Genomic DNA, 14,223 nt, shown 5'->3' with positions numbered 1-14,223 from the left:
CTATTTAAAATAAAGACTTTAGTGGCACAATGTCGTTAGGAGTAATATAAATATAACTAATATAAATAGCTCCCATATAAATAGGACAAATATAAATAGAAACCATGTGATTATTTTATTATATGCACAAGATTCATTAGCAATAAAAGCGCACGTTAATCGTTATTAACGTGCGCTTTTATGTGTGGCAGCGCTTAACCTAAATTAATGATATATATGCAATACAATTCGATTACATTATCAAGTACAAGCCAAAATCAATATGGTTTTAGACAGCAATATGATTTTAGACAGCAATGAGCCAGAACATGTTCTCTAACCCAAAGCGTTTAGATAGTACAGATCTTTGCCGGTATCCACTCTAGAATGCCCCAAGATAAACTAAACTGCACGGATGTTCTTTGTTCGGCGCCACGACTGTGATGTTGATAAAAATCAAAATGTAGCACATAAAAAAGCCAGTCGGAGTGGCCGCTGGCTTGATAACATAGTCGATGAAATTTAGTGCTAATCACATAAATTAGCGCCTAAAACGTCTGGAACCAACGCTGAATTTGTTGAGGATCTTTGCTTTGGGTTAAAGATAGCATCAACAGAATACGGGCTTTTTGTGGATTAAGATTGCCTGCAGCGATAAAGCCATATTTGTCATCATCTATCTCGGCATCAAGAGTCGTAGCACCCGTTGGTACGCGGCTAGAGCGAACAACTAAAATCCCTTTTTTACTCGCCTGAGCTAACGTGTCGAATATAGAGTGGTACATGTTACCGTTACCCACACCAGCACTCACTATGCCATCAAATCCCGCTTCAACCATAACTTTGGCGGGTAAATCACTGGCATTAGCGTAGTTATAAACGATGCCTACCTTTGGTAGCTTGTCGAGTTTACTGATATCAAAAGGCGTTTGAGTCGTATGTTTACGCTCAGTGTTGCCCATGTATTCAACCTTACTGTTATGAAGGACGCCAAGTGGACCAAAATTAGGCGCGGCAAAGGTGTGCACTCCGGTAGTATTAGTCTTAGTCACATCGCGGGCGTTAAGTACGGTATCGTTCATTACGACTAAAACACCTCGGCCTTTAGATTCAGGGTTAGCAGCGATGGCAACCGCGTTATAAAGATTCATCGGACCATCGGCACTCATCGCGGTTGATGGACGCATTGCACCAACGAGTACGACAGGCTTATCGCTCTTAACAGTTAGATTCAAAAAATAGGCGGTTTCTTCTAAGGTGTCGGTACCGTGGGTAATGACGATGCCGTCGACACTTTTATCGGCCAGTAAAATATTAATCCGCTTGGCTAAAGCTAGCCAAACTTTATCGTTCATGTCCTGTGAACCGATTTTAACCAGTTGCTCACCTTGGATATCGGCAAGTTGTTTCATCTCTGGCACAGCCGCAATTAAACTATTAACCCCCACCTCTCCAGACTGATAAGTAGACTCAGTGGCCGACTGGCCCACCCCAGCAATAGTCCCACCAGTGGCAATAATGTGTACCTGTGGAAGTGCCTGCGCCGCAGAGGAGATAAATAACCCCAAGGTGACTGAAAGCAAGAGCTTACGCATAGAAAATTTCATCTTTGTATCCTTTTATTCATTATAAACGCCCCACAGTTTGCACTATTATTTAAGTATCACTGTGACAGTTCTCACTAAAATAGAATAACAATATTGGAGCAAAAAATTTAATTTATTAATAATTAAATACAAATTAACTTATCTGTTCTTTACTAAAAATTACTAATAACATTCAATATTAACGCTAAGGTAACATAGTAGGATGATTAACCTTATAATACCAATTTAATTAATATTTTCTTTATTAAAAAAATCTAATAGACCGGCATTAAATAACAACATCCGAGTAACACCGTTGATTGGTTAATACTAAAAAATATATATTGATGAATCTATTATTTATTAAACAAACCTAATAGACCTTCATTAAATAACAACATATCAGTAACACCGCTGATTGGTTAATACAAATAAAATATATACTTGTTCATCTATCCTTTATTAAGCAAGCCTAATAAGTTTGTATTAAACAACAACATTCGAGTAACACCGCTGATTATTTATTACTAAAAAATATATTTCGATTAACCTATTATTTATTAAGCAAACCTGATAGGTCAGCATTAAATAACAACGTTTGATAGATTAACACTAAAATATATATATATTGATTAATCTATCCTTTATTATGCAAACCTAATAGACTTGCATTAAATATCAACATTTGAATAACACGATCTATTTATTAAACCTCAAATACATCTTGATTAACCTACTCTTTATTAAAAATATCTAATGGATTAAAATAAAATTCGTTAATTAATAAAGTGTAACTTTATACGGCTATTTATTTAATAAAACTTTGGATAACTATTTCACAAGTTAATAAATAAAATAACAAAATATTATCTAATTTATATCAAGACGTAATAGCTCACACAAACTTATCTAGTTGAGATATTTATCTAACAACTAAAAAAAACCTTCCATTTCTGGCGTTTAAGTGATCTTCATCGATATTGAGCTACCTCTAAAAGAGTAATCTTCAATTCAATAGTTAAGGAGACGATTCTCCTTTATGTTTTCGAAGAGTAATTTTCATGTGTAACTTAAATTTATATACACATCCCCAACTCTAAGGTCGAAAATATATCTTACTATTAACTAGATTTAATAGGACCGAAATGAAAGATACTAATAACGTACGGATCGAAGAAGACTTATTGGGTAATAAAGAAGTTTCCAATGAATTCTATTACGGAATACACACATTACGTGCCATCGAAAACTTTAAACTAAGTAATCAAAAAATTTCCGATGTCCCTGAATTAGTTCGAGGCATGATGCTGACAAAAAAAGCGGCTGCCATGGCTAATAGCGAATTGGGTGTCGTTAACCCCGAAATCGCCGATAAGATTATTGAAGCCTGCGATCTGATCCTCACAACAGGGCGATTCGTCGATCAATTCCCAGTCGATGTTTATCAGGGTGGCGCTGGAACTTCGGTGAACATGAATACCAATGAGGTATTAGCCAACGTAGCATTAGAACTCATGGGGCTAGAAAAAGGCCGTTATGATGTCATCAATCCTAATGACCATGTTAATAAGTGCCAATCCACTAATGATGCTTATCCAACGGGTTTTAGAATTGCAGTGATCAACAGCACTGATACCCTACTAGACGCATTAACCGATCTCATCAGTGCTTTTGATACTAAAACCAAAGAATTTGAGACCGTCTTAAAAATGGGCCGCACTCAGTTACAAGACGCTGTGCCTATGACATTAGGCCAAGAGTTTCATGCCTTTGCTGTCACGCTGCGAGAAGAGATTAAATCCATCAAGCGTTGCCAAGAATTATTACTCGAAGTGAATTTAGGCGCAACGGCCATTGGTACGGGTCTTAATACCCCAGAAGGTTACTCCTCACTGGCCATTAAACGTCTGGCGGAAATAACTGGACGCAACTATGTGCCAGCGGAAGATTTGATTGAAGCGACATCGGATTGTGGCGCCTACGTCATGCTACACAGTGCTATTAAGCGTATGGCTATTAAAATGTCCAAAATCTGTAATGATTTGCGCTTGCTTTCGTCGGGTCCACGTACCGGTCTCAAAGAGATCAATTTACCTGAGTTGCAAGCGGGTTCATCTATCATGCCCGCCAAGGTCAACCCTGTAATCCCAGAGGTCGTTAATCAGGTCGCCTTTAAGGTTGTCGGTAACGATATCACTATTACTATGGCCGCCGAAGCGGGCCAATTACAACTTAACGTAATGGAACCTGTCATTGGTCAGGCGATGTTTGAGTCACTCAGTCTTATGGGGAATGCCTGTGTCACGCTGCGCGAGAAGTGTGTTGAAGGGATCACTGCCAACCCAGAAATCTGTATGAACCATGTGATGAACTCCATCGGTATCGTGACTTACCTTAACCCAATTATCGGCCACCATGAAGGTGACATTATCGGCAAAATTTGCGCCCAAACGGGTAAAAATGTTCGCGAAGTGGTGTTAGAGCGCGGTTTATTAACCGTTGAAGAACTAGATGAAATTCTCTCGGTTGAAAATCTGATGCATCCTAAGTTTCAGGCTAAACGAAATACGAGCAAAACCAAAGTGTAACTCAGTGGGGCTGGGGGATCCTCCTCAGCCCAAACTCGATTATTCAACAATAAGCCTGTGTATAACTGACACTTAGAGATACATTGGCAATTAACAACAAAACAGAGTTAACGCTATGATTATATTAGAAATAATTATTGTACTTGGGTCGATTTACCTAGGTGCAAGAATGGGTAGCATGGGGATCGGCTTTGCTGGCGGTCTCGGGGTACTGATACTGACAATGGGACTTGGACTGACACCGGGGACTATACCGATTGATGTGATCCTAATCATTATGTCGGTAATCACCGCCATTGCAGCCATGCAAGAATCGGGTGGGATGGACTATCTCGTCTCACTAGCAGAGAAGTTATTACGTAAACATCCAAAACAAATCACCTTTCTGGCACCTGTCGTCACTTACTTTATGACACTCTTTGCGGGAACGGGTCACACAGCATTTTCAACCTTACCTGTTATTGCCGAAGTGGCAAAAGAGCAAGGTATACGTCCATCTCGCCCTCTCTCTATTGCAGTTGTAGCATCTCAAGTCGCCATTACCGCCTCACCTATTTCGGCGGCAGTTGTGTTCTTCTCGGGCATCCTAGAACCCTTTGGAGTGGATTATTTAGTACTCCTAGCCATATGTATCCCTTCAACTTTTATCGCCTGTATGGTCGGGGCCGTCATAGCCAATGTAATGGGTAAACCACTCGCGGAAGATCCTGTCTACCAAGATCGTTTGGCCAAAGGATTAATCAAAAAACGCGGTAAAACCCAAATTAATATTAAAGACGGTGCTAAACGTTCAGTAGTGATTTTTTTGACAGCGATTGCGACCGTGATGATTTATGCCACTGCAATTTCGGAAAAAGTGGGATTAATTGTTGATCCTGTTTTGCCTCGCAACTCAGCCATCATGGTGATAATGCTAACTGCAGCTGCAGCTATTACGATTATTTGTAAATTAGACGCAAGCAAAATATCGAATGCTGCCACCTTTAAATCAGGTATGTCTGCCTGTGTCTGTGTGTTGGGCGTTGCGTGGTTAGGCGATACTTTTGTTTCTAATCATATTGATGAAATCAAAGGTTTTGCCGGTACTTTATTGCAAAATCAGCCTTGGTTATTGTCGGTAACCCTATTCTTCGCTTCTATGCTGCTCTATTCACAAGGGGCCACAACTAAAGCGCTGATGCCTGCAGCCTTAGCTATTGGTGTAAGTCCTTTGACTGCTATTGCCTCTTTCGCTGCGGTAAGTGCGTTGTTTGTATTACCTACCTATCCAACACTACTGGCTGCTGTCGAGATGGATGACACCGGTTCGACTCGAATTGGTAAAGCTGTATTTAACCACCCATTCCTGATCCCAGGAGTGGTGACCATTGCTACCAGTGTCGCGTTAGCTTTCTTGTTTGGCGGCATGGTTTTATAGCTCAATTTAAAGCAAAATAATTGACGGGCTAATGCCAACAACTGGATTAACCCGCTTATTTTAATCTGTATCTATAGACTTTGTTTTGGCGTAATGCTTGCGCAATTACATCATGACAAACCTTTTAAGTGGTGAATTAATGTCAACAAAAACGCGTGTTCCAACCGCCATAAATGGCGGACCATTTGGGCAAGCTTGGTCGGCGAGAGCCGACGGTTTACAAAGTTTGACCGGTATTTTACTGGGCGCTTTCTTATTAGTGCATATGCATTTTGAGGCAAGCATTTTATTAGGCAAAGAAACCTTCTTTCATGTCGTGCAGTTACTGGAAGGTAGCATGTTTAGTTCTACGGGGCATGGCTTCCAGATAGTGACACAAATCTTTTCGGTCTTTATTTTAGTGTTAGTTGTCGTTCACGCAGCACTGGCATTACGTCGTTTTCCGGTGCAAATAGGTCAATGGCGGGCACTGCGTGGCTTTATGTCCAATATAAAACATAAAGATACTCGAGCATGGTACTGGCAGATGATCACTGGGTTCGTGTTATTTTTCTTAGTATCCGCGCACCTTGGGACTATGATTTTGAATCCTGAAATTGGTCCACACCTCTCGGCCGAACGAGTCTATGATGGCCACGCTTGGCTCTTATATATCGTCTTCCTTCCGGTCGTATTAGTACATGGCATCATTGGGTTATACCGCGTGATATTAAAATGGGGAATAAGCAGTAACCGTCCCCTCATCCGCAAAATAGCTCAGATTTTGATCATCTATTTACTCTGTTTAGGCTCATTAAGTCTAATTACTTACATCTCTATTGGCAGTGAATTATTACATCCAGTACAGCCATTTATGCCTAAGTAATAGACATGCTAAGGGTGACGCTAAGTGTGATTGCATGGCAACAAACAGCCATAACAAATAACGATATGGGCGCACCCATTCCTTTTCGCAAGGCGAAACTAACACACAGATCATCCTCTAACGGTAGGTGCATCACATCTATCGTAGGGGAGTGCAATGATAAATCCATACATATTATCTAAATTATTAGATAAGGAGCTGATTTGAAACTTATTTATACAGACTCATTAGTTATTGGTGCAGGACTAGCGGGCCTTAGAGTCGCAATTGCCACCAAAGAGCAAGGCCTAGATACACTGGTATTATCGCTCATTCCCGCAAAGCGTTCACATTCAGCGGCAGCTCAAGGCGGAATGCAAGCGAGCCTTGGCAACACAGTTAAAGGTATGGGTGACAACGAAGACATACACTTTCAGGACACGGTAAAAGGTTCTGACTGGAGCTGTGACCAGGATGTGGCACGTATGTTTGCCCACTGCGCACCCAAAGCTATACGTGAAATGACTAACTGGGGAGTGCCTTGGTCTAGAGTTTCTGCTGGTCCGCGCGATGTGATCATGAACGCGAAAAAGGTGACCCTACATGAAGCCAAGGAGGCCCATGGCCTCATCAATGCCCGTGATTTTGGCGGCACCGAAAAATGGCGAACCTGTTATACCGCCGATGGTACAGGTCACTCATTACTGTATGCGGTAGATAACCAAGCGATATCTATGGGTATTCCGGTACACGAACGGATTGAAGCCCTGTCATTGATCCATGACGGTAAGCGTTGCCAAGGAGTAATAGCACGTTGTTTAGTGACGGGTGAGCTGCGCGCCTATGTGGCCAAATCAACCACGATTGCCACTGGCGGTTACGGCAAAATTTATGAAATTTCAACCAATGCCACCATTTGCGAAGGTATCGGTCAAGCGTTAGCACTCGACACAGGTGTCGCGACCTTAGGCAATATGGAAGCGGTACAGTTTCATCCCACGGCAATCGTCCCCGCGGGGATCCTTACCACTGAAGGTTGTCGTGGTGACGGCGGCATATTACGCGATAAAGACGGTCATCGCTTTATGCCAGACTACGAGCCTGAAAAAAAAGAACTCGCCTCCCGAGATGTGGTATCACGCCGCATGACGGAACATATGCGCAAAGGTAAGGGTGACGACAGTCCTTACGGTCCACACCTCTGGCTAGATATTACCATTCTAGGGCGTGAGCATATTGAAACCAATTTGCGCGAAGTAAAAGAAATTTGTGAATATTTTCTCGGAATTGATCCCTGTAAAGAGTGGATCCCTGTTAGACCAACCCAGCATTATTCCATGGGCGGAGTCCGTACCAATGCCACAGGTGAAAGCCCACAACTTAAGGGACTATTCAGTGTCGGAGAAGCCGCATGTTGGGATATGCATGGTTTCAATCGTTTAGGTGGTAATTCTGTTGCAGAAACCGTAGTGGGTGGCATGATCATCGGCCAATATGTAGCGGATTTTTGTCAACAAAATTCCTTAGAAATTGATACTGCTCTCACCCAACAATTTATCGATAAATTACAAAACGAGATCGATAATTTAGTCGATGGTAACGGCACAGAGAATCCCTTCCAATTAAAGAAAGAAATGCAGCGGGTCATGATGGACTATGTCGGTATTTTCCGAAATGGTCCCGAGCTAGAAAAGGCCATCAAAGAGCTTAAAGCATTACTTGTTCGCACAAAAAATCTTGGCCTTAAGTGTAAAAAACGTCATTCAAATCCCGAATTGGTTGAAGCTCTGCGCGTCACCAGAATGTTGCGAGTAGCCTTAACGGTCGCCTGTGGAGCCGCAGCCCGCACAGAAAGCCGAGGAGCCCATTCGAGGGAAGATTACCCACAACGTAATGATAAAGATTGGCTCAACCGAACACTGGCCACTTGGCCAGATGCCGAGTCACTGGAACCCGTATTGCATTACGAAAATCTAGATGTGATGAAAATGGAGTTACCACCGGGATACCGTGGTTACGGCAACGATAACACTATCGCCCATCCGGATACTGAAAAACGGAACCAAGAGATAAGCAAGGTAATCGCAGAGCTAGGCGGCAACCCAGATAGAGAGACGCTGCAACAAGCCCTGATGCCATATACGCTACCTAGCCATCTACAGCCATCCAATGAGCGTCTTAGCGATACTTTAGCGGTCACGCCATCTCAACCAGTAGGAAATAAACCATTATGAGCCGTCAAATCAGCTTTAATATCTTCCGTTTCGATCCGCAAGATGACCAAGACAAGCCAAAGATGGAACGTTATCAGTTGACAGAAACAGATGGTATGACAGTGTTTATCGCATTGAATCAACTGCGCGAACAACAAGATAGCTCGTTACAGTTCGACTTTGTCTGCCGAGCGGGTATTTGTGGTAGTTGCGCCATGGTGATTAATGGCTTGCCAACGCTTGCCTGTCGAACCTTAACGGCGAATTATCCTGACGGTGAAATCACCTTAATGCCCCTGCCCGGCTTCGAACTGATTGGCGACTTGTCCGTAAACACGGGTAAATTTATGCGTGAATTAGCCGAAAGATTAAAGCTATGGCTGCATCCTAAATCCGATGACCAAGACATGCACCGCCTTGAAAATCCAATGGCGCCCGAAGAAGCTGCGCGGATTTATGAGCTGGAGCGCTGTGTCGAATGTGGTGTCTGCGTCTCCGCATGTGCCACAAAACAAATGCGTGAAACCTTTGTAGGCGCGGTAGGTCTGATGAAAATTGCCCGTTTCGAAATGGATAGCAGAGACAACCGCAGCGCGGATGATTTCTACCATGTTATAGGAAATCAAGATGGCGTATTCGGTTGTATGACACTGTTAGGCTGCCAAGATAACTGCCCTAAAGATCTACCTCATATGAAGCAAATTGCCTATTTACGCCGAAAAATGGCCTCGACAATACTCTAACCTTAAGCCCCCTTTAATCAATATCCCGTTGTGGTTTGGCTGGATTGATAAGGGTGACACAACGCCAAAATTGCTGACAGGCCTCCCCATCTGCCAGCAGCCGACATGAGGGGCCTTGGCATTTTAGCTAGGCTCCCCTACTCAAGCACTATCACAAGTGCACATCCTTACTACTTGCAGTGCTGTTGCATCGGCAATAAAACTGATTAACAGAGTGCTCGTAGTTGTTATGTAAGGAACACAAATGAAACAGTTCAAACTAACATCAGCAGTGCTGATGTTAAGCTTTGCCGCGCCGACTTTCGCAGTCCAATCCAATAACAACACAGAGACTAACGACGAGTTACGAACTGAATTACAACAAATTCAACACAGACTCGCCATGCTCGAAGCGCAAGAAAGTCAGGCATCTACTCCCTCAAATACTCAGTTTACTGTTTATGGTACTTTACGTCCCACGTTCGGTCTTACCCACACCAATTCAGACGATGTGTGGGATGTTAACGATGCCAGCTCACGGATTGGTTTTGCGACAGAGCAACAATTAGGCGACGGCCTAACTGCCTTTGCTAAAGGTGAGTTTAAGGTCGATATAAAGAATGACGGCGACTTTGGCGATGCACGAAAAGCCTATGTAGGAATAAAGGGATCTTTGGGCCGAGTTGCTATTGGTAAGCAAGCTGTCACACAGGAAATCATTTCCAACCCCGTTGATATTTTTAATCGTTCAGGCACACCCATCGCCTATGACAGTGCGGGTCCATTTAGACTGAATAATCTAGTGACCTATCGCAAACAATTCGGCGATATATTATTTTCAGCTGATGCCCAATTCGATGGTAACAAAGGCAGTGGCGGAAGTGATTTTGTCAACGCCGGTGTCCGTTACAAAAGCGACCTAATCTATATTGCCGCGGCGTTTTACAACAAGGAATTAGAAGACGATAAAGATGAAAACACGCTAGGTGTAACCATCGCAAAAAGCTTCGAATCTCTTTACCTAGCGGCAGCTTATCAAAACATAGAAAAAGACAACGTCGATGGTTCAACGCTGGATGTAGTCGCAAGCTACTTCATCAATGAAACCTATAAAATTAAACTGGGAGTGTCGAAATTCGATGATGGTGGCAACGATATCAGCTCTGGGAACTATAATGCATATAACACGACACTCGAATGGCATAAAACACCGAAATTTAGAACCTTTATCGAGTATCAAGTAAAAGATTATGAATACCGTGAAACCAATGACCAGATAATGGTCGGTATGCGCTACAACTTCGATTACACGTTTTAAGCAGCGCTAAACCAACAACAATTAATGTCATTACACACTCATGCCTGAATCATTGTTGTTGGTTTATCTCTTGAACAAATAAAATACCGACCGTTATCGGTACAGTAATCAGTCCTTTAAACGTACGCTGATTTTTTGTCTCATTGGTATATCTTGAATATAATTAAGTGTCAATAAACCCCATCTACTGAATATACTGTGCTTTTTGTAAATGGGTTGCTGTGGCGATGGTATAAATACCGGCTTGCTTTAGGGCGCTAATTTTTTCACATGATGGCAAGCCAAAATGAAAACTCATCACCGCAGGACGTTCATTAAGCTACATCTTGAACATGGCTTCATCGTCGACAAAACTGTTATCAATTTCGTCAATTTGGGTTGGCGTTTATGCACTGCACACTACAAATAAGTCAGCAAGATGATGTAACCAAGCATGTTCTTTTATTGCATCACGCTGCGCCGGTGCATGACAAAATACATTCACATTAAACGGCGCATTGGTAAGCAAGCGTGTTTCACTAATCGACTGTTGAGCTTGCGCTACTGAACTCGCACCAATCCCCAATGATCCAAGGCCGCGGCATTCGATACAGCGGCGGCCAATTGCGCCGTGGATACACCCGCCATTGGCGCTTGGATAATAGGGTAATATCAAAGCGTGCAGTGAAAGAATTAAGTCTACTCACAATAACGCCTCAAATTTTAAACATAACATTAAGCCTAAGGTAAGTATTACTGCTCTGTTTGATCCATAGATTTGGGGTTCGGGATTAAACCAATGAACCTCGCTAAACTTAGAAGCGTCATAAAAAGCCCAATCATTGCCTGGCCAATAACAAGAGTGTAAGCCAGTACGCCAAGAGGAGTGACGTTATAAAACCCAAAACTAGTCATAACAACAAAGCTAGTATATATCGCCCCTAAAATGCTTTCTTGAGATCCTGCAACGGTAAAACCAAACATATCCTGAAAAAATATGTATTGAGCTGCAAACCAGAATATAATTTCAAAGTAATTCTGAATAAGAAGAATTATCATACGACGATAACCGTGTAATGCGTATGAACCTCCCGATTTGATCGCTCGATACTCGTCAAATAACAGCACATTTATTTGATAAATAACCACTTCGAACACTCGCAATAGCGCATAAATCGCGATACAAAAACTAATTATATCGTTTTTAATATATAGGACGGCTGGAACTGACGCGATTGAAAGAAACACATGAGAAAGAGCCCAAACCTCTGAGAAAAAGCCCGTTTTCGCTTTAGGAAACATCCATCGAACAAAATTAAAGAACGATATTTTGCCCAAATATCGAAATACCACTTCCCAAAAGTTAACAATAAATGAACTTTGCATCATTACCCTAACGTCCCTAATTTATAATATTTGTATAGTCCCCATGGGCATTTACTTCAATAGAACAGAAAAAACGCGCATGGCTAATCATCTGATTTAGTGAATATTATCAGATTTTTTCCCACTACACTCTAAACCTAATCACCCACAGTTCAGATAAGTATTGGCCAGAATCGCATACAGAATAAATACGCCAATATTAAGCCGCCATTCAACGCTATTATCCTTGTTGATCTGAATAGATAATGCACAGATAAACTAGCTTACTAACATCAAATAGAGCGCTTTGGTGGTGAAAGTAATCACAAAACAATACCGCTATCATCACACTAACCCGCCCAAGTTAGGTGCGGCCGGTCACACTTTTGTGGTTATTGCGACCTCAAATCATGACCGCTTGGTTAATTTTGTAAACGAATAGTGTAAACATTGTTCTAGTTAAGATTTATTTAATAATCCCACGGCTCCCCTACCGTAATTTACTTTCAATTAATAGTCCCTTGTTGTTACTCTGCAGCTAATGAAATTGCCAGTTGGATCTGTTGATTTAACTACCCACTCCTTTGAGCTCGGTTGAAAACGTTTCTTGAAACTAACCCTTTGCCAATTCCTTGTTAAACCGCTTAATCGCATCGCAAGGTTGTCCAAATTGAGTAAAACACATTTAACCTTGTGTTTCGGATTACTGTTGCTGCAACCTTTAGCTGATTCTTTTTCTCTGTCGATGGGGCTCTTCATCGATATTACTGAATTTATTGCCATTGCGGATACCGTATTAGCTGAAGTCCTGGGCGTAAGTTTACTGGGCTTATTAATATTTAATCCATTGGTGATCGAGCAATTTTGGCGTTTATTTCATCTCAACTCTACATTTTGTCATCTTCTTGCACTTAGCAATGGGTTAAGTGCCTTGTCGGTTATTGTCCCAAAACCCCTTGAATATACGGCTCACGGTTGCCGCGCTCCTCCTCTATCAGCTTAAGTTTTCACTCAACATACATCATTCGCTCAATACCGCCTTAAAACGCAAGCCAAATCACTCGCTACTGATTTAGTTAAGCTTTTTGACGCCGCTATTGGCGTGTGACGATTATTCTGCAACTGCCGATCCCCCCATTGGTAGCGTAGTAAGCTTTTAAGGTTAGAGGAATCTTCCTTTGTTAATTCGACATTTAAGTAAACCAGCACTGGCAGCATTAGCTTTTATGCTAGCCGGTTGTGAAGGCGGCGTACTGGATCCCAAAGGTCAAGTAGGCATGGATGAGAAACATCTCATTATTGTGGCGACTTTACTGATGCTGATTGTGGTTATTCCGGTAATTTTCATGACGTTATATTTTGCATGGAAATACCGCGATGGCCGCGACCAAGAAATCTATGCGCCCAAATGGGCACACTCAACCACCATTGAAATCGTGGTGTGGGTCATACCGATTATTATCGTGGTCATTCTTGGTGTTATCACTTGGAATTCGACTCACGATTTAGACCCTTATAAGCCTCTCGATCATCCCGCTAAGCCGGTGACGGTTGAAGTGGTGTCACTAGACTGGAAATGGTTGTTTATCTATCCAGAATATGGCATTGCATCAGTTAATGAATTGGCCTTTCCTGCCAATGTGCCAGTTAATTTCAACATCACTTCAGACACGGCAATGAACTCATTTTTCATTCCGCAGTTGGGCAGCCAAATTTACTCAATGGCCGGTATGGCGACCAAGCTACATCTTATCGCGAATGAACCTGGCACTTTCAATGGTATTTCAGCTAACTACAGTGGTGCAGGGTTTTCTGGGATGAAGTTTAAGGCCATTGCGACGCCAACCATTGGCGATTTTGATGCCTGGGTGGCTAAGGTAAAACAGCAAGGTAGCAGCTTGAATGTTGAGCAGTACAAGCTACTGGCTAAAAAGAGCGAAAATAATCCCGTTCAATATTATGGCTCTGTGCAACATGGCATATTTAACCACATCGTTATGCAGTACATGCACCCAGATTCGAATATGAAACCAATGGACACCATGGAAGAAATGAACGACATGGAATCGATGTCGAGTAGGGATCATGCCAAGCATATGCAAGACATGGAACACATTACTGACACGGACGTTGAACATCATTCTGGACATTCATCCTCTACACACTCAACCACAGAGCATTCATCGACTGCTTCTGGGGAGGCGGAATAATC

12 protein-coding genes are annotated in these 14,223 nt (G+C 42.2%); 8 read left to right on the top strand and 4 right to left on the bottom strand.

Translation table 11 applies throughout. The annotated features are described in order from the left end of the window. Positions 1 to 527: 527 nt before the first annotated feature. Positions 528 to 1,586 (bottom strand): L-asparaginase 2, encoded by a 1,059-nt coding sequence (gene ansB / locus AAEZ00_RS00240; protein ID WP_101033199.1) that lies wholly within the window; start codon positions 1,584 to 1,586, stop codon positions 528 to 530. Positions 1,587 to 2,710: 1,124 nt separating this feature from the next. Between ansB and aspA the strand changes: the two genes are divergently transcribed. From aspA to AAEZ00_RS00210, 6 genes are all read left to right on the top strand, one after another. Then, positions 2,711 to 4,153: an aspartate ammonia-lyase gene (gene aspA / locus AAEZ00_RS00235; RefSeq protein WP_124012748.1), complete on the top strand. Its 1,443-nt coding sequence runs from the start codon at positions 2,711 to 2,713 to the stop codon at positions 4,151 to 4,153. Positions 4,154 to 4,268: 115 nt separating this feature from the next. Beyond that, the gene (locus AAEZ00_RS00230) at positions 4,269 to 5,570 is read left to right on the top strand and encodes an anaerobic C4-dicarboxylate transporter (protein ID WP_124012749.1); all 1,302 of its coding nucleotides are present in this window, start codon (positions 4,269 to 4,271) and stop codon (positions 5,568 to 5,570) included. Positions 5,571 to 5,709: 139 nt separating this feature from the next. Beyond that, positions 5,710 to 6,435 (top strand): fumarate reductase cytochrome b subunit, encoded by a 726-nt coding sequence (locus AAEZ00_RS00225; RefSeq protein ID WP_351087989.1) that lies wholly within the window; start codon positions 5,710 to 5,712, stop codon positions 6,433 to 6,435. 203 nt (positions 6,436 to 6,638) lie between these two features. Then, complete coding sequence (locus tag AAEZ00_RS00220; protein WP_124012751.1) at positions 6,639 to 8,648, top strand: fumarate reductase flavoprotein subunit; 2,010 nt, start codon at positions 6,639 to 6,641, stop codon at positions 8,646 to 8,648. Further along, a complete protein-coding gene (locus AAEZ00_RS00215; protein WP_124012752.1) occupies positions 8,645 to 9,370 on the top strand; it encodes a fumarate reductase iron-sulfur subunit in 726 nt (241 codons plus the stop codon). Before AAEZ00_RS00220 ends, AAEZ00_RS00215 begins: the two co-directional genes overlap by 4 nt. Before the next feature lie 244 nt (positions 9,371 to 9,614). Continuing rightward, positions 9,615 to 10,667 carry a porin gene (locus AAEZ00_RS00210; RefSeq protein WP_124012753.1) on the top strand — a complete coding sequence of 351 codons (1,053 nt, stop codon included), beginning with the start codon at positions 9,615 to 9,617 and terminating at the stop codon, positions 10,665 to 10,667. 184 nt (positions 10,668 to 10,851) lie between these two features. Here AAEZ00_RS00210 and AAEZ00_RS00205 read toward each other — a convergent pair whose 3' ends face one another. From AAEZ00_RS00205 to AAEZ00_RS00195, 3 genes are all read right to left on the bottom strand, one after another. Next, on the bottom strand, positions 10,852 to 10,965 hold the full coding sequence (locus tag AAEZ00_RS00205) for a nitronate monooxygenase (protein WP_232772100.1): 114 nt from the start codon (positions 10,963 to 10,965) through the stop codon (positions 10,852 to 10,854). A gap of 87 nt (positions 10,966 to 11,052) precedes the next feature. After that, complete coding sequence (locus AAEZ00_RS00200) at positions 11,053 to 11,322, bottom strand: hypothetical protein (protein ID WP_124012754.1); 270 nt, start codon at positions 11,320 to 11,322, stop codon at positions 11,053 to 11,055. A 77-nt stretch (positions 11,323 to 11,399) separates the two neighbouring features. Continuing rightward, on the bottom strand, positions 11,400 to 12,035 hold the full coding sequence (locus AAEZ00_RS00195; RefSeq protein ID WP_101033206.1) for a hypothetical protein: 636 nt from the start codon (positions 12,033 to 12,035) through the stop codon (positions 11,400 to 11,402). Positions 12,036 to 12,681: 646 nt separating this feature from the next. Between AAEZ00_RS00195 and AAEZ00_RS00190 the strand changes: the two genes are divergently transcribed. Beyond that, positions 12,682 to 13,014 carry a hypothetical protein gene (locus tag AAEZ00_RS00190; RefSeq protein WP_351087987.1) on the top strand — a complete coding sequence of 111 codons (333 nt, stop codon included), beginning with the start codon at positions 12,682 to 12,684 and terminating at the stop codon, positions 13,012 to 13,014. 175 nt (positions 13,015 to 13,189) lie between these two features. Next, entirely contained in the window at positions 13,190 to 14,221 is a 1,032-nt protein-coding gene (gene cyoA, locus AAEZ00_RS00185; RefSeq protein ID WP_124012755.1) for a ubiquinol oxidase subunit II, read from the top strand. The last annotated feature ends 2 nt before the right edge of the window (positions 14,222 to 14,223 follow it).

The sequence above is a fragment of the Shewanella sp. S1-49-MNA-CIBAN-0167 genome (assembly GCF_040310145.1).
GTDB classification, from domain to species: domain Bacteria; phylum Pseudomonadota; class Gammaproteobacteria; order Enterobacterales; family Shewanellaceae; genus Shewanella; species Shewanella psychromarinicola.
Note: the sequence above shows the minus strand (reverse complement) of the source record. Positions and strands in the feature narration are given on the sequence as shown.